Source organism: Streptomyces flavofungini (assembly GCF_030388665.1).
Classification (GTDB): domain Bacteria; phylum Actinomycetota; class Actinomycetes; order Streptomycetales; family Streptomycetaceae; genus Streptomyces; species Streptomyces flavofungini_A.
This window is the reverse complement of the sequence record NZ_CP128846.1, coordinates 6,489,785-6,509,832: the sequence shown is the minus strand read 5'-3', so window position 1 is coordinate 6,509,832 and position 20,048 is coordinate 6,489,785. Positions and strand designations below refer to the sequence as shown.

The following is a 20,048-nucleotide window of genomic DNA, read 5'->3' as shown; positions in this document are numbered from 1 at the left end:
GGGCCGCGGGGATGAGCGCGGGGTGGGGAGGGCGGGTGTGAGGGCGGGCGAGGGCTTGGGTACGGGCATGGGACGGGACTTGAGGTCGGGCGCAGGATCTGCGCCGAGCGCAGCCTCTGGCCCAGCTACGGGCCTCGCCCCGGGCGCAGGCCTCGACCCGGGCGCAGCCCCTGACCCGGGCGCAGGCCTCGACCCGGGCGCAGCCCCTGACCCGGGCGCAGGCCTCGGCCTGGGCGCAGCCCTTGACCCGGGCGCAGGCCTCGGCCTGTCCGACCACGACCGCTGCGGCCACCCCCGCCCCGGCCTCGAAGCGCTCCGCGCCGTCACCCGGCGGCTCATCGGCCTGGACTCCGCCGGAGGCGGGGTCACCGCCGTCCCCCTCGCCCGGGCCGTCGTACGCGCGGTGCCCGAGGTGACCGCCGACCCCGCGTCGCTCGCGGGCGCGGGCAGTGACCGGCTCGCCGTGCTCGCGGAGTTGTGCGAGGTGATCGGGTGGGTGCTCTTCGACGCCGGGCTCCACGGGGCCGCCCACCGGATGAACGCCCGCGCGCTCGCCCTCGCCGAGCTGTGCGGGGACCGCTGGACGGCCCGCCTCACCCTGCTCAACGACAGCATGCTCCTGGCCCACATCGGGCAGCCCCGGGCCGCCCTCGCCGCCGCCGCCCGGGCCCGGGGCCCCCGCCCGCTGCCGCCGCGCGTCGCGGCCCTCGTACGGATCCGCGAGGCCCACGCGACGGCGATGCGGGGCGCCCGGCGCGAGCCGGCGGAGCTCATGGCCCGCGCCGGAAGCCTGTTCCTCGACGGCGTCTCGGGGCGCGATCCCGCGTGGGCGTGGTGGCTCGACGAGCGCGAACTGACCGGCCACCGGGGCTGGGTCGCCGCCCGCCTGGGGGACTTCGGCCGCGCCGTCCCGCTGCTGCGCCGCGCCGCCACCGCCTCCGGCGACCCGTCCTACCGGCACCTGTTCACGGCCCACCTCCTGGCCGCCCTGACCGGCGCCGGCGCGTGGACCGACGCGGAACTGCTCGTGGCGGACCTCGCCCCGCGCGCGGCGGACATCGGCTCCGCCCGCACCACCGAACGCCTGCGGGGCACCGCGCGCCGCGTCCTGCACGGCCCCGACCGCGTCCCGGCGTCCGCGCGGGACGCGGCGGTGCACCTCCTGGAGTCGCTGCCGCCGCAAGCCCCTGCCCAGGCCCTCCCGGACACCCGGCCCACCCCCTGCACCCCCTGCACCCCCTGCGCCCCCTTCGGAGTACGCCTGCTCAGCCCTCCTTGGGCCCCAGCGAGAAGAATCGCCGCATGAGACGTGAACCGGGCCGGAGCGACTGACCGCTGGCCGTGGCCGCGGCGGTCCTCGACCTCATGGTCCTGCTCGTCGCGGGCTACGCGATCGTCGCGTCCGGAATCGGTGCGTCGCCCCCGGAAGGCGCTCGGGACGCGGAGACCTTCGAGGACAGCGTCCTCATGTTCGTGGGACTGCTGGCGGCCGGCGGATTCCGCGTCGCCGCACTGCTCCGCTTCTGGCGGACCGCGTTCACCCACGTGATCCTCGTCGGGACGGCCTTCCTCGTGGGCCTGGCGTTCCTGAAGGCACAGCAGGAGCCGTGCGGGACGTCACCCTTGGATGTGCGCTTCGCGCAGCCGCCCGCGTGTCCCCGCAGGGCGCCGACGCCAGTGCCGGCACCGGCGCCGGCGTGGGCGTGGGCCGCGGGGCAGCCCCCGACACGGGGCCTTTCAGGTGAAACGTGGGCTTAACGCCTTGTCGTAGCGGTCGAAGCCGCCCTCCGCCACCGCACAGTTGACGCGTCCTCAGGTCCCCTCGCGGTCGGAAGTGCTGTGGTCCCCATCGCCCATCGGTACCGTCGCGCGCTCGTCGCCGCGGTGGCCGTCCTCGTCGCCGCCCTCGCGGCGCTCGCCCTCGTGCCCCACGACAGCGAGGCCCGCGTCGACCCCCGGATGAGCGTGCGGCTCGACCCGGGCACGTCGCCGGTGCCCGCGGGCGACCACGTCACGTACAACGGGTTCATCCAGTGCTCGATCCCCGGCGACTGCCAGGCGGTGACCGTCACCTTCACGCCCCCGCCCGGCGCCTTGGGCAAGGGCGTGGTGTCGCAGCCGTACCCGCCGGGTGTCACCGGTGTGAGCGCGGCCGACGACGGCACCGTGACCGTCACGTACAGCTCCATCGCCAGCGGGCAGAGCTCCCAGCTCACCGTCAGCTGGCCCACCGAGGACTACTGGACGCCGCCCGGCGACCAGAGGGCGGGCATGTCGGCGACCGCCGGCAACGGCGACGGCACCCCCAGCACCGACGACGCCGTCGTCGAGGTGACCGCCGAGCCGAACCCGGCCGTCCGCAAGGAGGGCCCCTCCCGCGCCCGGCCCGGCGAGACCATCACGTACAAGGTCACCGCCACCAACGACCCCCGGAACGCCAACCGGCCGCGCGGCAACCTCGCCCTGGAGAACGCCGTCCTCACCGACGTGCTCCCCGAGGGCGTGGACCTCGTCGACGCCACCCCCGCGGGCTACACCTACGACGCGGCGACCCGCACCGTCAGCTGGCCCGTCGACACCGAACCCGACCGGCCCGGCGACCAGTTGGCGCAGGTCAAGAGCTACCCCTACGGCGTCGTGCACGAGATCCGCGTGAAGGTGCGCGCTGACGTCGCCGACGGCACCACGCTCACCGACACCGCGTCCGTCACCGGCGACCCGTACGGGCCGGAGACCGAGAAGATCACCAAGACCGACACGGCCGACACCGTCGTCGGCTCCGGCGGCGGCGAGGTGTCCGGCACCCTCGACAAGTCCGTCGACCCGCCGCTCGCCGCCGACGGCCAGCGCGTGTCGTACGTGCTGCGCTTCGCCAACACCGGCACCGACGCCGCCGACGCCCGCCTCAGCGACCCCCTGCCCGCCGGGTTCGACCCCCAGGTCCTCAGCCTGTCCACCCCGTCCGGCGGAGCCTACGGCGGCGACTGGTCGGTGGTCGTGACCCGGCGCGACGGCAGCACCGAGACCCTCACACCGTCCGGGCAGAGCATCGACCTGCGCGGCTCGGGCGACCTCGTCTCCGTGCGCGTCGACGTGCCGCGCCTGCCCGCGGGCACCGACCTCGTCGTGCAGGTCTCCGGCCGCGCCGACGGCTCCGAGATCCCCGGAGGCAGCGGCGACGTCGACAACTGCGCCCGCCTCGGCCTCACCGGCGGCAGCGGCAGCGCCGACGAGGAGTCCTGCGCGAGCTTCCACATCGAACCCGAGGTCTCCCAGCCCGAGCTCGCCAAGTCCACCGACCCGGCGCCCGTCGGCCCCGGCGGCAGCCACACCTGGACGGTGACGCTCACCAACGACCGCTACCGCACCGGTTCCTCACCGCTGCGCCCGCGCTTCGTCGACCTCGTACCCCGCCAGCTCACCTATGTGAAGGGCTCCTGGGCCCTCGCGGACGACCAGCCCGACCACTGCCCCGCGGGCGACCGCTTCACCGAGACGGTCACCGCGGGCCCCGAGATCCCCGACGGCCGCACCCGCGTCGAGCTGACCGCCGAACCCGGCGCCGAGATCCCCGCCGACGACTCCTCCTGCGTCTACACCTTCCGCACGACCGTCGAGCCCGGCGTCGCCAGCGGCACCTACGGCGGCTCCCCCGGCGACGCCGACTACGCGGGCAACCGCGCGGGCCTCTACGACGCCGAGCGGCCCATCAACACCCGCACCACCGACCGCCACGACATCGACGGCGACGGGAACACCGGCGAGAACGTCGCCGAGGCCACCGACGACTTCGCGATCGCCGAGTCCTCCGCGCTGTTCGTGACCAAGGAGGTCAAGGGCGACGAGGACGACGCGTTCAAGGGCTCGGCGGAGGTCCCCGGCAAGGAGGACGAGGTCGGACAGTCGGCGATCGGCGGCACCGTCGAGTACCGCACCGTCCTCGGCAACATGGGCAACACCGCCCTCACCAACGTCGTCGCCTACGACCTGCTGCCCGCCCCCGACACCACCGGCGTCACCAGCGGGCGGTACGGCGACGACGTCACGAGCGAGTGGCGCCCCCGGCTCACCGGGCCCATCGACGCGGGCTCGGCCCCTGTGACCATCACCTACTCGGACAAGGCCGACCCGTGCCGCCCCGAGATGGACAACACCCCGGACGACAGCGCCCCCTTCCAGTGCGAAGGCCGCCCCGACCCGTCCTTCGTACCAGCGGGCCAAGTCACCGACTGGAGCCGGATCCGCTCGGTCCGCTTCGACTTCGGCGACCATGTGTTCTCGGCCGGCGAGCGCTACACGCTCCGCTGGACCATGGCCGTGCCCGAGCGCGGCCCCGACGACGAGCCGTTCGAGGGCGGCGAACGCACCTGGAACAAGATCGCCATCGCGGGCGACCGCCGCCAGCCCGACGGCACGACCCGCCGCCTCCTCGCGACGGAGGCCCCCTGGGTGGTCGACGAGATCCACCGGCCCCCGTCGCCCTCTCCGTCGCCGTCCCCGTCGGACTCACCTTCGCCGTCGCCGTCTCCGTCGGACTCACCTTCGCCGTCCTCCTCGCCGTCGGACTCCCCGTCCCCGTCGCCGTCCCCCTCACCGTCGGACTCCCCCTCCCCGTCCCCGTCCCCGTCGGACTCACCTTCGCCGTCCCCCTCACCGTCGGACTCCCCCTCCCCCTCCCCGTCCCCGTCCGACTCACCTTCGCCGTCCCCCTCACCGTCGGACTCCCCCTCCCCCTCACCGTCCCCGTCCGACTCCCCGTCGCCGTCCCCCTCCGACTCCCCCTCCCCCTCCGACTCCCCGTCCCCCTCACCGTCGGAGTCGACCCCGACGCCGCCGCTGCCGGACACCGGGGCGGGGGGCATGTGGATGGCGTCGGGAATCGCTGCGGCGCTGCTCGCGGCAGGGACGTTGCTCGCGGCGATCGCCCACAGGCGGCGAGAGGTACGCGACCACCAGTGAGGTGGGCCCTCGTGGTGCGCCGACCCCACCCCTCCCCGAACCAGGGGGCGGGTGGGGCTCGACCCCAAGCGGTGACCCGTCTCCCCTCCGGTTTCACCGGGGAGCCGGACATGCCCGCCCCCACCCCGATTCGCTCCGGAGCCTGCAGAGGTGTCGTCGGCCCACGGGTGGCCGAGCGCCCCTACGCGGTCAATGGGTCAGAGGTCCCGTACTTGTGGCCCGAGGCACCTGGACCGGCTGCCGGTGGAGTCGTAGCCTCCCGGGTACGCCCTGGACCCAGGCTCGTGCCGCTTGTACGCGAGGCCATGCCCCCACGGGTCGTCTTGCGTCCGCGTTGTTACGTGCTCAAGGCGCAGGGGAGGCGTCGATGGGACGAACCGTTGAGGTGCGTGGGCTGCCCCGCCTTCTTGAGGACGACGCCGCCGGGCAGCAGTCGGCGCCGCAAAGTGATCACAGGCTGTCGCTGACCGTGGAGGCCGGACGCTCCTCCAGGGACCTGGCGCTGTTGGCGGATGTGGCGGTCGCGGCCCTGGCCAGGGCCGGGGCCTCCAGGTGGCTGCTCAAGCGTACGGAGGACACGGTCAGGATCGCGGCCCACTACCTCGTCGGCCACAGCAGCACACCGCGCATCAGCCTCACCGTGACAGCTGACGGGACGACGGTGACCTTGGCCGTCACCGACTACAGCGCACCAGTGTGGTTCGGCCCTCCGGCCTGGCTGCCGGTCACCGCCGACAACACCCTCCATCTCCATGGCGTGCGGCCGGGTGTCGACCCTCTGACGGCCGATCCGCACGCCGACGGACTGCAGTTGCACCGCACGCCCGACGGACACATACGGCTCGGTACGCATGCCCCGTGGGAGCAGGCGATGCCACGTCGGCAGCATCGCGACAGCTCCCTCCCCCAGCCCCGCGCCGCGACCCCGTGATGCAGCCGGCGTGAGGGCCGTTTCCCGGCCGACGAGGGTTGAGGGAATTCGTCGGCCGGGCAACCGATACGGCGGAGAGCCGTTTCATCGGGCAGGATGCGGCGGCTTCGGCCCCACCGCCCGCGCGGTACGTCCGGGATCAGCCCTCCCGACGTCCCCGAGCCCGCGCGGGCGGCACGGGAAGGCCGACTCGATGAGGGGGGTGTGGTCTTCCCGGCTGCGGCCCGTCGCATCCTCCGCATCGGCGGCGGGCCGCTCCCCCACAGCGCATCGGCCATGAGGGGCCAACGCTCGGGCGGGACCGGCCGTGTGGCACGCCGGTCGCCAAGTAAAGCCGGACGGCGGCCTGCTGAGGGCCAGAAGCCCGTTCCCGGAAAGGCTCGGTCCCGGGCCACGCTGAAGACGAGGAGAGGAGCCTGCGAGGCGGTGAGCACGGTCCGCCCTGCGTTTCCCGTCCCGACGGGAAGGGCGGGCGCTGCGGGCGCCCGGTCCTCCGTTCCGTCCTGGGCGCTCGCGACGCGGTGAGTCTCACCGTTTCGCGGGGGTGGGTCCCGCCTCGGCCGGGGGCCATGGCAGCGCGCATCGTGCGGTCCCACGACACACGCGCGGGAGCCCGTTTCCCGGAACTACCGGGGCAGGCCCCAACTCACAGAAAGTTCACCCCTCTTGCCTGCTGACACCGGCGGCGCGCGGTGCTGCAATTTCTTCACGCGGGGCATCCATGCCGGTGAGGCCCCTTGCCCACCTGCTTCGCCCCGCGCCCTTCCCCCCACCCGTACCGTGTCATGCCGCCCCAGACCCCGGCGACCCCTCGGCTACTGGCCCCGCCCACGGCCCTTCCCGCAGCCCGCCTCCCCAGGTCCACCGACATGACTCCACCCTCTCCGCCCACGCCAGAGCGGCTGCGCCGCTACCACGCTCACGGTCACACCGTCCTGGAGCTGACCGGCGAGATCGACATCGCCGCCCTCCTCCAGCTGATGCCGCACGTGGACGCGGCGACCGAGACGCCCGAACAGTTCGTGGTCATCGATCTGACCCTCGTGACCTTCCTGGACTGCTCCGGACTCCGGCTGCTGTGCCACGCCCACCGCCGCGTCACCACCCGCCAGGGCAACCTCGAACTCGTCTGCCCGCACCCCTTGATACGCCGCGTCCTGCACATCACCCGTCTCGACTCCGTCTTCGACCCCGTACACACCCTCGCCGAGGCACTGGGTCGGCACACACCCCACCACGGGACTCCCATCGTGCACGGATGAGCCACACTGCGTGAGGGGAAGACACCGGTCGCCCGGGTGGAGCGCGTCCTGTGGACGGGAATGCACATGATCTCAACCCGCTGGGCCTCCACCCCGCGGAGGCGAGACAGCACCTTGCCGGACTGCTCCGTCCCGACCGACAGCCTCCTCCGGCCGGTTCAAGTCCCTCCGGAGGAGCTGCCCCCGAGGAGGCTCGGGCGCCGAGGTGGCGACGGCCGTGAGCCCTGACACCGTCAGCCCTGACGCCGAGGGCAGAGCCGTCCGCACCCCGCCACGAGCCCTTCGGCCCCGCGACACTGATGCCCGCCCCCGCGCAGGCTGGAAGCAAGCACAGGAAGGACCGGAAGGAACCGGAAGGACCGGAAGGCGGCGAAGGAGGAAGACGCCATGCGTCTGCCCACCCGTACGACCCATGCTGCTCACGCCGTCGCCCGCATCGTGCTGCGCTCGCGGGCCCACTGGCTGCTCAGCGGCAGGCTGCTGCTGATCAGCTACGCGAGCCACCCGAGCGGGCCCGTCCGCACCGTCCCTGTCCGCTACGCGCGCTCCACCGACGGTGACGTCATCCACGTCCTCGTGGGCGACGCCCGCCTCGAGAGCTGGTGGCGCGCCCTGCGTCCGTCGGCGCCGGTCCGACTCCGCCTCCGCGACCGCGAGGTCGCCGCCACCGCTGACGTTCTCGACAGCGCCGTCCTGCCGCACGAGGCCCGCGACGCCCTGCGGTTGTACCGCCGCCGCTTTCCCTGGGCCCGGGTCCCCCACGGCGGGGTGGTAGTGGTGCGGCTGCGGCCGCACAGGCCCGGCCCCGCGCCCCATGCCGGTGAGGCAGCGAATCACCGGATCGTCGTCACACGCCACGGCGGCCCCCGGACGCTCCAGCTGATCACGGAGGCCGTCCCGGAGCCCGGGTACGGAGAAGTCCGGGTCGCCGTCACGGCCGCGGAGGTCAACTTCACCGACGCACTCCTGCGTGAGGGCGTCTACCCGGGCGGGCCGAAGCCGCCGTTCACGCCTGGCTACGACCTGGTCGGTGTCATCGACGAGCTCGGCCCGGGGGTCCTGGGATGGTCGTCCGGGCAGCGAGTCGCGGCGCTGACCGTGTACGGCGCCTACACCGGCCACATCTGCCTGCCCACCCAGCGCCTGGTGCCACTGCCGTCCGGCCTGGACCCGCTTCGGGCACTGGGGCTCCTGCTCAGTTACGTGACGGCGTACCAACTGCTGCACCGCGTCGCCCGCGTACGCAAGGGGGAGCGCGTCCTGGTCCAGGGCGCCGCGGGCGCGGTGGGCATCGCCGCCCTCCAACTCGGGCCGCGCGACGGCCTGGAGATGTACGGCACGGCCGCGGGCGCGACCACCGAGCAGGTCGCGGCCCTCGGCGCCACACCCGTCGACTACACGCGCGAGGACGTGGCCGCGCGGGTGCGCGCGCTGACCGACGGCGGCGCGGATGTCGTGCTCGACGGCATCGGCGGCCGTACCGCCTGGGACTCGTTCCGGGCCCTGCGCCCCGGCGGACGGCTGGTCCTGTTCGGCCATCACGCCGCGCTCTCCCACGGCCGGCGCAGCCTGGCCCGCACCCTCGGCTTCCACGCCGTGGGCGCCCTGCTCTTCGCGGCCACGGCGCTGCCGAGCCACAAGCACGTGACGACGTACCGGATCGCCGAACTCCGTGACCGGCACCCCGACTGGTACCGCCAGGACCTCGATGAGCTGTTCCGGCTGCTCGACGCGGGCGAGATCAGCCCGCCCCCGGTCACGGCCCTGCCCCTCGCGCGGGCAGCACAGGCCCATCGGCGCCTCGGCCAAGGGCACTTGAGCGGCAAGTACGTGCTCCTGTGCCATCCGTGCCGCTCGATCGGGCCGAGGCACGCCCTGGCCGACCCCCAACGGCCTGGCGATCACTGAGCACGCCGGGGACACGCATGGCGTCGCCCGGCCGACTTCGGCTGCTCGACCCGGCCGGGGAGCAGCCCCCCGCCCCCGCGCCCAGTGACCCGTGTCACACGCACTTCCTGTCAGGAATCAGGGCGCTGCTCCGCTCAAGTCAAGGAAGGCAGGCAACTGACAGGAGCATCGCATGAAGCACCGCATCGTCGTCCTCGGCGCCGGCTATGCCGGGGCCTACGCGGCCGGGACCCTGGCCCGTCGGCTGTCCCCGGCGGACACCGACATCACGGTGGTCAACGCCGAGCCGGACTTCGTCCAGCGGCTGCGCTTGCACCAGCTCGCGGCCGGCCAGGAGATCGAGGCCCCGCGGCTCGACGACGTCTTCGCGGGCACGGGGATACGGCTGCGCCTGGCCCGTGTCACCGCCGTGGCCCCCGAGCGGCAGGTCGTCGCCGTGGCCGACTCCAACGGCATCGCCGAGCTCGGCTACGACACCCTCCTCTACGCGCTCGGCAGCCACGTCGCCGACCGCGGCGTCCCCGGCGTGGCCGAGCACGCCTTCCACGTCACCAGTCGTCCGGCGGCGCTGCGCCTGCGCGAGCGCCTGGACAGCCTCAGCAGGCGGGACGGGGGCGGCAGTGTGCTCGTCGTCGGAGACGGGCTGACCGGCATCGAGACCGCCACCGAGATCGCCGAATCCCGGCCCGGCCTGTCGGTGGCGCTGGTCGCCCGCGGTGAACTGGGCGCCTCGCTCGCCGCCGGGGCCCGCGGCCATCTGCGCCGGGCCTGCGACCGGCTGGGCATCACCGTCCTGGAGCACACCGGCGTCGAAGCCGTCGAAGCGGCGCGGGTGCTGTGCGCGGACGGCACCGCCCTGGCGTCCGACGCGACCGTGTGGACGGCCGGGTTCGCGGTCAGCCCCATCGCCGCCGACGGCGGGCTCGAGGTCACCGGGACCGGTCGGATCGTCGTCGACCGCACCATGCGCTCGCTCTCGCACCCGAACGTCCACGCCGTCGGCGACAGTGCCTACGCCCTCGGCGACAACGGCAGGCCGCTGCCGATGTCCTGCGCTTCGGCCGGCTGCACCGCCATGCAGGCCACGGCCGCGATCGTGGGGCGCCTGACCGGCCGCAGCATGCGGAACACCAAACTGGCGTACCTGGGCAACCACATCAGTCTCGGGCGGCGGGACGGGATCCTGCAGATGGTCGACGACGAAGCGCGGGCGAAGCCGGGTTATGTGAGCGGCCGGAAAGCCGCGCGGATCAAAGGGGGCATCCTCAGGATGTCGCTGTGGACCACCTCCCACCCGACCTTCGGCCTGCCCAAGCTCAAGCGCCGCCTGGCCGCCGTACCGGATGCGTCAGCCGAGAAGACGGTGGCGTAGCCGCCTGACGAGAGGGTTCGCGTGGACGACACCGCCACTGATCGCTTCGACACCCGTCGGTTCGAGGCCGGCCGGAACCGACTGGCCTCGCTGGCGTACCGGCTGCTGGGCTCCGCCGCCGACGCGGAAGACGCCGTGCAGGATGCGTTCCTGCACTGGCAGGCCGCCGACCGGCATCGGATCAAGGTGCCGGAAGCGTGGCTGGCCAAGGTCGTCACCAACCTGTGCCTCGACCGGCTCCGCTCGGCGCAGGCCCGCCGCGAACGCGCCGTCGGCGCCTGGCTGCCCGAACCGCTCCTCGACGGCGACCCGATGCTCGGCCCGGCCGACACGTTCGAGCAACGCGAATCGGTCTCCCTGGCCGTGCTGACGCTCATGGAGCGCCTGTCACCGCTGGAGCGGGCCGTCTACGTCCTGCGCGAAGCGTTCTCCCACAGCCACGCCGAGATCGCCGAGATCCTCGACATCACCGCCTCCGCGAGCCAGCAGCACCTCCACCGGGCCCGGCAGCGCGTCACCGCCGCGCGCCGCCGCGGTGGTGACGCCGAAGTCGACCCGGCGTCCGCCCGCGGGATCGTCGAGGAATTCCTCGCCGCCGCCTCCTCGGGCCGCACCGAACGCCTGGTGGCACTCCTCACCGACGACGCGACCGCGATCTCCGACGGCGCCGGCCTGACCGAGAAGCTGCTGCAGTTCGACACCCCGCGGCGAATCGCCGCCATCGCACGGGCCGGCTTCAAGCCCACCCCCGCGAAACGGCGACTCGCCGGCGGCACGCCCGCCATCCACTACGCGCTCGTCAACGGCGCCCCCGCCGTCCTCTTCGTCATCGGCGACCAGGTCATCGGCGCCGTGACGTTCGACCTCACCGGGGGCAGAATCGCCACCGTGCGCGGCATCGCCGCCCCCACCCGCCTCGCCCGCCTCACCGAGGCCTGGCGGCAGCACGACCCGGACGCGCCGCTCCTCGCCCAGTGGTGACCCGACAGCGACAGCGGGCGGGTACGGCGCCCGCGTCACCCAGCAGGTACCGCCCCGGCCTGGTCCGCTCCACCGGTGCAGAAGCTCCCGGCACCGTCGCCCGGCACCCGGCACCCGTCGCCCGGACGGAGATCCGTCCCGGGTACGCGCGTGTCGCCCCCCGCACCCGAGAGATCCAGTCACAGGTCGACGCCCCCGAAGCCTCCCGGGTACGACGGCTGTTCCAGGGGATTCGGCGGACAGCACCGCGCCCTCGGCCGACAGCGCGGACGGTGAACGGAGCGAAGCTCCCGGCTGGCTGCCGACCGCCGCGCAGGGGGCCATCGGGCAAGTGGCGGAGCACGGGAACCAGCGAGCCCCCCACCGTGCTCCACGTGATGTGTCCTCTCTTCCTCACCAGACGCAGCAGGTGCCGTCCGCGGGCCACATGATCGTGTGCGGCGATGACGCGCTCGCCGAACGGCTGGCCGCAGAGCTGCATGCCGTCTACCGCGAAGCCGTCACCGTCGTCGTACCGTCCACGCGGGTGGGCGCGGGAGCCCGTACCGGTTCGGCGGGCAGGGCAGCCGCCGCTCTGCTCGGCCGCATGCAGGCGGTCGTGGGCCGCCCGGCCCGGGTCCCCGACGGCGGGGGCGCACTGGAGCCACGGGTCCTTGAGGCCCCGGGCCCCGACGAGGCGACCCTGGTGCGGGCGGGCGTGCGCGAGGCAGCCGCGCTCGCCCTCGTCCACGACGACGACGAGACGAACATCCATGCCGCCCTGGCCGCCCGCAGGCTCAATCCCCGGCTGCGCCTGGTGATCCGGCTCTACAACCGCAAGCTCGGCCAGCACTTGGCGCAGCTCCTCGACCAGGCCGCGGCTGTCGCCGCTCCCGGGCTCGACCTGACGGCACTCGACACCTCCACCACCGTCCTGTCCGACGCCGACACCGCTGCCCCCGCCCTCGCGGCCACCGCCGTCGCCGGGACGAACAAGGTCGTCCAGGCCGACGGGCTCCTCCTTCGCGCCGTGGAACGCACCCCGCCGCGCCGCGATCAGGTCGCCGACCCCGGCCTGTGCACCCTCGCTCTCCTGTCGGCCACCACCAACGACCCGGGCGGAGCGGAAGGTTCGGACGACAGCGGCCAAGGGGAGGGTCCCCAACTGCTGCCCGACGACCGCACGGTGGCCGCCGCCACGGGCCGCGGCACCGTCGTCCTCGAGACCATCTCGCACGCCGGTCCCGCACTTCCTCCGGGCCGTCTGGCAGGTCGCGGCCTGCCGTTCGGCTCGCTGTTCTCGCCTCGGCTGCGCTGGTCCTTCGCCGGGCTCGCGGCCTGCGTGCTCGGCCTGGCGGTGGCGAACTGGCTCACGGTTCCCCGCACCCACCCGCTGCATGCGGGTTACCTCACCCTGCTCGACCTCTTCGCCATCGACGACCCCGCCCTCGGTGAATCCGCCACCCGCCAGGTCCTTCAACTCCTCTCCGGCCTGGCGGGGCTGCTGCTCCTGCCCGTCCTCCTCGCCGCCGTCCTGGAAGCCCTGGGAACCTTCCGCAGCGCGGCCGCCCTGCGCCGACCGCCCCGCGGGCTCTCCGGCCATGTCGTCCTCCTCGGACTCGGCAAGGTCGGCACGCGCGTACTCGCCCGGCTGCGCGAACTCGGCATCCCCGTGGTGTGCGTGGAAGAGGACCCTGAGGCTCGCGGCGTCCCCCTGGCCCGCCGCCTGCGCGTGCCCACGGTGATCGGCGACGTCACCGACGAGGGCGTACTGGAAGCCGCGAAGATCCACCGTGCGCACGCCCTGCTCGCCCTGACCAGCAGCGACACCACCAATCTCGAAGCGGCCCTGTACGCACGCTCCGTCAAGCCCGACCTGCGCGCGGTGCTGCGTCTGTACGACGACGGGTTCGCCACCGCGGTGTATCGCACGCTGCGTGCCGCCCACCCCCAGGCCCTCACCCGCAGCCGCAGCGTCTCCACCCTCGCCGCGCCCGCTTTCGCCGGAGCGATGATGGGCCGCCAGATCCTCGGCGCGATCCCCGTCGAGCGCAGGGTGCTGCTCGTCGCCGCCCTCGACGTCGGCGGGCACCCCCAACTCGAAGGGCGCACCATCGACGAGTCGTTCAGGGCCGGGGCCTGGCGCGTTCTGGCCCTGGACTCCGCCGCGCCGGACGAGCGGCTTCCGGACCTGGCGTCCGCCCCCTCCGGCGACGGCGCCGAGCACCCCGTCGGTCTGGTCTGGGATCTGCACCCCGGCTACGTACTGCGTCCACAGGACCGGGTCGTCCTCGCCGCCACCCGCCAGGGCCTGGCCGAACTCCTCGGGCGGCCGCGCCGGACCCGAGCACACACCCCGGAGACATAGGCGCCCCGCTCCGGCCGCGCCTGCGCTGCCGTCGCCCTGGGGGTTCTCGCGATCCTGTTGGCGATCGTCGGCGACCTGGAAGACGGACCCGCGCCGGTTCCCGGAAGTGAGGCCCGCCGGCCTCGGGAACAGCCGTCTCAGGAGTCGTCGTCCGGCCAGCCCAGCAGGCGCGCCCCGATCACGGCGGTCTGCAGCATGTACCGGTGCACGGGGTCGGCCGGGTCCGCGCCGGTGAGCCGGTGGATGCGCTCCAGGCGGTATGTCAGGGCACGCACGCTCAATGCCATGCGCCGGGCGGCCTCCGCCGCGACGCAGCCGGAGTCGAAGTACGCCGTGAGGGTGTCGATGAGTGGCTGGGCGCCGCCGCGGGCGTCGCGCAGCGGGCCGAGGGTGCTCCGCACCAGGTCGGCCATGGCCTGACGGTCGCGGGTGAGCACGGGATAGACGAGGAGGTCTGCGGCGCGCAGGACGGGATCGTCCAGTTCCAGGCGCTCGGCGAGGTCGAGGGCGTTCAGCGCCTCCTCGTACGACTGGACGACGCCGCCGGGCCCGGGCTGCGGGCGGCCGATGGCGACCCGCCCGCCGTCGGTGGCGGCATGGGCCTGCTTGGCGAAGTAGGTGAGGATCTCGTCCTGGTCGCCGGGGGCGATGCACACCAGGCGGCCGTCCTTGGTGGTGAGCAGGATGCTGCGGTCGCCGAAGCGGCTGATCAGGGCGCGTTCCACCTCGCGGGGCACAGCATCGCCTTCGTCATGGGCGACCTCTCCCCGGGCGACGGCGACGGCGTGCTCGTAGGAGAGCCGCAGGCCGAAGCGCTCGGCGCGCTGGGCGAGCAGTCCGAGGTCGCTGCGGCCGTAGAGCAGGTCGTCGATGAACTCCCGTCGCGCCGTGCTCTCTTGGCGTACGGCGACACGTTGGGCCCGCTCGTACCCCTCGGCGAAGGCGTCGACGGCCTGCTCGACGGTGGCCAGGATCTGGTCGGCCGAGGCGCTGCCGCCGCCGGGCAGGTTCTCGCGTGTCGCTGCCAGATGCGCGGCGACCAGGGCACGCAGCCCGTGGCCCGCCTCGGCGGCCCGTTCGCCGAGGGCGCGACGGGAGTCGAGTTCGTCCCGGGTCAGCCTGCGCCCCGTGGCCGAGGCTTCGGTGAGAATGCGGGCAAACCCGTCCAGATACTCCTCGGGTATGTCGTGATCGGCCATGTCCGCCCCAACGTAGTTCTTGATGATTCCCTGACGCCGTTCTATCGCGCTTCGTGCGAGTGGGGAGCGGCAGGGCAGCGGGACGCTGCCGGATCCCGGAAACCTCAGGGAATCATCTGTGGCTCGCTCTGTCATGGGCGGTCGGCGTGCCGGGCGTTGGGGTTGGTGAGGGCGTGGCGGGGGTCGGCGGCGCGGGTGAGGGCCTTTTCGACGGCGAGGACGCGGTCGGCGAGCAGACCGAGTGCGTCCACGACACGGACAACGGGGTCTCCCCTGTTCGAACGGAGTTCAGAGCTTGGGGAAGGGTCCTCCTCGGCGCCGCCGGGAGTCCTCGCCCGGGCGTGGGCGTTCTTGACCTCGGCCCAGCGGGCCGCCGATTCGGGGGTGAGAGTGCCCCGCAGTTCGGCGAGTTTGAGCAGGTTGGCCTCGGCGCCGCTGGTGAGGGTCTGGGCCTCGCCGGCGTAGTGGTCGTCGATGACGGCGGTGAGTTCGGCGTCGTTCATGACGGGGTCGATGCGCGCGGCGATCTTGTTCATGTTGCGGTAGGAGCCCTGGAGCTGGAAGGGCGGCTCGGTTCGGGTGGCGTCCGCCTGGGCGGCGGAGGCGATGTAGGCGGCGTTGACGGCGAGGACCGTGGTGCGGGCGGTGAGCAGATGCCGCAGAACGGCGACGATCTGCTGAAGTTCAGCCGGGGCCCAGGGGTGGGTGAGTTGGTCGGCGTGCGCTGTGGGCTCTCCCTCGGCGAGTCGGATCAGCAGGTCGAGGTCGGCCCGGTCGCGTCCCGCGAGCGGGGCGAGCACCGGGTTCGCCGTCAGGGCGTTCTCGACGAAGCTGGCGGCGAAGGCGTCCTCCTTGCCGGTCAGGACGTCGCCGAGGTTCCAGACGTCGGCGCGGTTGGCGAGCATGTCCGGGATACGGAAGCGGCCGCCGGACTCCGTGTAGGGATTGCCCGCCATGCAGACGGCGAAGCGCTTGCCGCGCAGGTCGTACGTGCGTGACGTGCCGTTCCACACGCCTTCCATGCGTCGCTGGGCGTCGCACAGGGAGATGAACTTCTGCAGCAGTTCGGGGGAGGTGTGCTGGATGTCGTCCAGGTACAGCAGGACGTTGTTGCCCGCCTCCAGAGCAAAGTTGATCTTCTCGACCTCCTGGCGCGCGGTGGCGTTGGGTGCTTCGGCGGGGTCGAGCGAGGTGACGCGGTGGCCGAGGGCGGGGCCGTTGACCTTCACGAGGATCAGGCCGAGGCGGTCGGCGACGTACTCCATGAGCGTCGTCTTGCCGTAGCCGGGCGGTGAGACGAGCAGCAGCAGGCCGCCCGCCGTGCCCAGCTGCTTGTTGAGGCTGTCGCCGATGAGCGGCAGGTACACCTCGTCGACGAGGTGGTTGCGCACGAAGGTGGACATCGTCCTGGGGCGGTACTCGTCCAGGCGCAGACGGGCGCGCTCGGCCGCGGCCAGCGCGGAGCGCCGGGCCTGGTAGGCACGGAAGCCCGGTACGGTCTCCTCCCGGAACCGCCTGGTGCGGGCCAGGAGTTCGTCGATCCGGACGGTCAGGCGGCCGCCGTCGAGGAGTGGGTGGGTGCCGAGCAGTCCCGTGACGGTCTCGGCGACGGGAGCCGCGCAGTCGTAGCGGTCGAGTCCCGGGCAGAGTTCGACGGCCACCGCCTCGGCCAGGTCGTCGCCGCCTTCGCCGGTGGCCGCCGCGTAGGCGGACAGCCAGGCCTCCACGAGCTGGCGCCGCGGCGCCAGGTCGGTGACGTCCGCCAGGTCGTTCCGGTACGCCGAGCTGTCGACCGCGCGGTGGAACTTGTCGAGGAAGGTGCGTGCCGTCGCCGCGGTGACGAATCCTGCGGGTCCGGTGGTGAGTTCCTCGAAGAGGTAGGCGGATGCCGGTGCGCCGATGTGCGTGGCGAGTTCGGCGCGGAATTCATCGATGGCCGGAGCGAGTCCGAAGGTGTCGCGAGCGCGCGCCAGGGACACCGCTCGCCGGGTCCACAGCGCGCGCTCCTCGCTGTCGGTCCCGAACGTCCAGAAGAGCTGGGCGTCGGCCCGGGCCTCGGGGGTGTGGCGCAGCAGGCCCGCGGTGTCGTGCAGGCGCAGGAGCGAGGTGAGGATCCGGGTCGCGTCGTGGTCGTGCACGCCGCGTTCGTAGCCCTCGTCGTAGGCGGCTTCGGCCGCCGCGCGCACGAGGCCGGGCAGATCGTCGGTGGCGAGGAGCGTCTGTGCGCCGTGCTCCTCCAGGAGGCGGGCGGCCAGGTGTTCGGCTCGGTAGACGTCGGCGTTCTCGGACGGCAGGAGCTGGCCCCAGTAGGGGCGCAGTTCGGCGAAGGAGGCGTCGGTGACGGGCGCGCGGTAGTCGGTGCCGGTGAGAGCGAAGGCCATGCCGTCGTCGTACGGGACGAGTGTGAGGTCGAGGGGCTGGCTGTTGACGGCGAAGCGGTGCCGGCCCAGCCGGATGGTGTCGCCGCCGTCGGCGTACAGCTCGGTGCGGTCGCGCAGGGAGCGGGCGGCTTCCTGGCGCGCGTCCCTCAGCCGTCCCGCCAGTTCCTCGGCGCGCACCTGGTCGTCGAGGTCGCGCAGCTCGTCGATGACGCGGCGAACCTTGGCGACCATGGGGTCGGACGCGAAGCAGGTGTTGATCTCGTCGGCGGAGGTGAGCGTGCTCAGGCGTCGGGCCACCGTGTCCAGGACGCGTGCCGCGGAGGTCGCCAGGCGTTCGGCGTGCCGGGCCCGGGAGTCGGCGAGCGTCTGCTTGCGGGAGGCGAAGGCTTCGTAGACCTCGGTGCGCTTGCCGTCGAGGTCGGAGAGGAAGGTGTCGGAGTCCGCGAAACGGGACTCCAGGTTCTCCAGCCGGAGCAGCAGGCGGGCCAGTTGGTCGTCGCATGCCTCGGCTGTCGTCGCGACGGCGAGCGCGCCGGTGACGGCCTGCCCGAGCAGGGAGAACTCGGCGGCGAACTCGGCCTGCCCCTCGTGCGCGGTCAGTTCGCGGCGCCGGGCCTCCAGCGTGGCGCGGGCCCGGTTGACACCCGCGAGTACCTCCGCGATCCGCTCCAGGATGGCCGTGCGGACGGTGGCGTCGCCGATGTCCAGGCCGGTGATCACCTCGGTGACGGTCTGGAGCCCCTCGGTCAGCTCCTGGAGCCGGTCCGCGAGCGGATCCGCCTCGGCGGCCGTGTCGATCGTGGCGGCGTCGGCGGTGAGCCGCTCGATGTCGGCGTGGTGGGTGGCGAAGGCGTCCGAGCGGCCGAGGAAGGTGACGGCACGCTGTCCTGCCGCGGCGATGTCCCCCGCCAGGTCGTCGGCGAGTTCGTCGATGCGGTCCGTGTCGGCGTACCGCATGTCCTTGAGCGTGAGCAGATGCCCCTGGGCGCGGCGGAGTTCGGTGAGGCGCTCGACCCATTCGGGGGCGGTGCGCGGTGCCTCGCCCCGGATGCGGCGCACGAGGGTGGCGATGGTCACGGCCGACTCGGCGAGGGCGTCGGCGGCCTGCCGGGTGAGCGTCCGGACGGTCTCGAACTCGGTGAGGACCTGTTCGGCGGTGGCCCGCAGGGCGTCCAGCGGGGCCCACAGATCACCCGCCTCGGACTGGCCCAGCCAGTGGTGGGAGTCGGCGGCGCGCACGCAGGACGCGGCGAGCGCCCGGTACACCTCGACGGTCGGAGTGACCTCGGTGGCGGCGTGGGCGAGGGACAGGCAGTCGGAGATGCCGCGGACGAGGTCGGCGTTGCCGATGCGGGCCAGGGCGTCGTCGCCGGTCGGCAGCGCGGCGGCGTGGGTGTCCGAGACGTAGGGCGACTGCCAGGTCTGCACCGGGTGCAGACGGGTGTGCTCCTCGGCCTCGGCGCGCAGCACGGCGAGAGTGCCGTCGCCGAAGAGCGCGTGCCCGTGGCAGGACAGCGGGGTCGCGACTTCCTTGCGGATCAGGTTGTACGAGAGCAGGAGGCCACGGCCCTGCTCGCGCGCGTGGTACGCGTACAGCACGTCCTCGCCGTTGGGTGAGCGCACCGTGCGCTCGAACTCGAGGTCGGCGGTGTCGAGGCCGTCGAAGGTCTTGTGGGCCCCCGAGGCCAGACAGTAGCCGCCGGGGAAGACGATGCCCTGGTCCTCGGGCAGGCGGTGGCACGCCTGCCCGATGCCGTCGAGACGCACGACGGCACCGGTGAGGGTGTTGAGGACCAGGTGGCGCCAGGTGTCTTCCTTGTACGGGCGCACGCGCAGCAGGATCAGGGGGCCCACGCGTGCGTGGGCGACGTCCGCGTCGGCCAGGGACTGCAGCGGCTCGTCGACCGGCTCCGCGTAGACGCCCTTGTCGGTCTCGGTGTCGTTCTCGGTCTTGACGGTGAGGGTGCCGCCGACCGTCGCCACGAAGGCCTCGCCCGCGACGGAGATGTGCGGGTGGCGGCCCAGGACGTGGTCCTCGCGGGTCGCCTGGGTCCAGGTGAAGTCGTGGGACGGCGGGAAGGCGTGATCGCGCTCGCCCCGCGCGTCCAGGAACTCCGCGTGCCCCTCGCCGGTCAGCGCCCAGCGCAGTACCCGGATGTCCGCCGCCTTCTCACCGGTCTGGAAGACGGCGAGCAGCTTGCCCTCGGTCCTGCGCAGCTGCAGCAGGTGGGCGTCACGGTAATAGCGGAAGAGAGCGGAGAACTCGGCTGCGAAGGCGGGATCGTCGAGGAGGCCGGGGACGGCGTCGTCGGGCAGCCGGTTCAGGTCGCGGTCGTACAGGGCGAAGACATCGCCGACGGCGGTCTCGGTGCTGCGGCCGGTGAACACGTTGGAGCCGAACAGCAGGGCCTCGCCGACGGCGACGATGTCGCGTGGCACGCAGGCCCGGTCGGTGCGCAGGCTCCGGGTGCCGGTGAGGGTGAGTTCGGTGGATCCGAAGGCGGCTGTGCGACGGTCGTTGAGGGCCGTGGCGCGCTCGGCCAGTTGCCGGGCCTGTCCCGCGAGCCGGTCGCGCAGCACCTCGTACGTTCCCGTGTCCAGACCGGTCCCGGTCTCCATGTCCGCCTTCTTTCCTGTGGCTCCGTGCGCTGTGCGGGAGATGGTGTTCGTGCCGTGCGGGGGCGGGTCGTCCGTGAGCAGGGCAGGGG

11 protein-coding genes are annotated in these 20,048 nt (G+C 73.3%); 9 read left to right on the top strand and 2 right to left on the bottom strand.

Annotation, left to right across the window (positions count from 1 at the left end):
- Positions 1-67 precede the first annotated feature (67 nt).
- From QUY26_RS27760 to QUY26_RS27720, 9 genes are all read left to right on the top strand, one after another.
- Positions 68-1,306 carry a DNA-binding protein gene (locus QUY26_RS27760; protein WP_289951300.1) on the top strand — a complete coding sequence of 413 codons (1,239 nt, stop codon included), beginning with the start codon at positions 68-70 and terminating at the stop codon, positions 1,304-1,306.
- Between the two features lie 59 nt (positions 1,307-1,365).
- Positions 1,366-1,758 (top strand): hypothetical protein, encoded by a 393-nt coding sequence (locus QUY26_RS27755; RefSeq protein ID WP_289951299.1) that lies wholly within the window; start codon positions 1,366-1,368, stop codon positions 1,756-1,758.
- An 81-nt stretch (positions 1,759-1,839) separates the two neighbouring features.
- Positions 1,840-4,959 (top strand): hypothetical protein, encoded by a 3,120-nt coding sequence (locus tag QUY26_RS27750; protein ID WP_289951297.1) that lies wholly within the window; start codon positions 1,840-1,842, stop codon positions 4,957-4,959.
- 367 nt (positions 4,960-5,326) lie between these two features.
- A complete protein-coding gene (locus tag QUY26_RS27745; protein WP_289951294.1) occupies positions 5,327-5,890 on the top strand; it encodes a hypothetical protein in 564 nt (187 codons plus the stop codon).
- Positions 5,891-6,759: 869 nt separating this feature from the next.
- Positions 6,760-7,152, top strand: a complete 393-nt coding sequence (locus tag QUY26_RS27740) for an STAS domain-containing protein (RefSeq protein WP_289951292.1) — start codon at positions 6,760-6,762, stop codon at positions 7,150-7,152.
- Between the two features lie 387 nt (positions 7,153-7,539).
- Positions 7,540-9,060, top strand: a complete 1,521-nt coding sequence (locus QUY26_RS27735) for a medium chain dehydrogenase/reductase family protein (RefSeq protein WP_289951290.1) — start codon at positions 7,540-7,542, stop codon at positions 9,058-9,060.
- A gap of 172 nt (positions 9,061-9,232) precedes the next feature.
- Complete coding sequence (locus tag QUY26_RS27730; RefSeq protein ID WP_289951289.1) at positions 9,233-10,432, top strand: NAD(P)/FAD-dependent oxidoreductase; 1,200 nt, start codon at positions 9,233-9,235, stop codon at positions 10,430-10,432.
- Between the two features lie 21 nt (positions 10,433-10,453).
- On the top strand, positions 10,454-11,413 hold the full coding sequence (locus QUY26_RS27725) for a sigma-70 family RNA polymerase sigma factor (protein WP_289951287.1): 960 nt from the start codon (positions 10,454-10,456) through the stop codon (positions 11,411-11,413).
- A gap of 427 nt (positions 11,414-11,840) precedes the next feature.
- Complete coding sequence (locus QUY26_RS27720; RefSeq protein ID WP_289956091.1) at positions 11,841-13,760, top strand: NAD(P)-binding protein; 1,920 nt, start codon at positions 11,841-11,843, stop codon at positions 13,758-13,760.
- Positions 13,761-13,897: 137 nt separating this feature from the next.
- Here the strand turns inward: QUY26_RS27720 and QUY26_RS27715 are convergent, their stop codons facing one another.
- Both QUY26_RS27715 and QUY26_RS27710 read right to left on the bottom strand, forming a co-directional pair.
- Positions 13,898-14,959, bottom strand: a complete 1,062-nt coding sequence (locus QUY26_RS27715) for a PucR family transcriptional regulator (protein WP_289951284.1) — start codon at positions 14,957-14,959, stop codon at positions 13,898-13,900.
- 131 nt (positions 14,960-15,090) lie between these two features.
- Positions 15,091-19,959 (bottom strand): DNA repair ATPase, encoded by a 4,869-nt coding sequence (locus QUY26_RS27710; RefSeq protein ID WP_289951283.1) that lies wholly within the window; start codon positions 19,957-19,959, stop codon positions 15,091-15,093.
- Positions 19,960-20,048 lie beyond the last annotated feature (89 nt).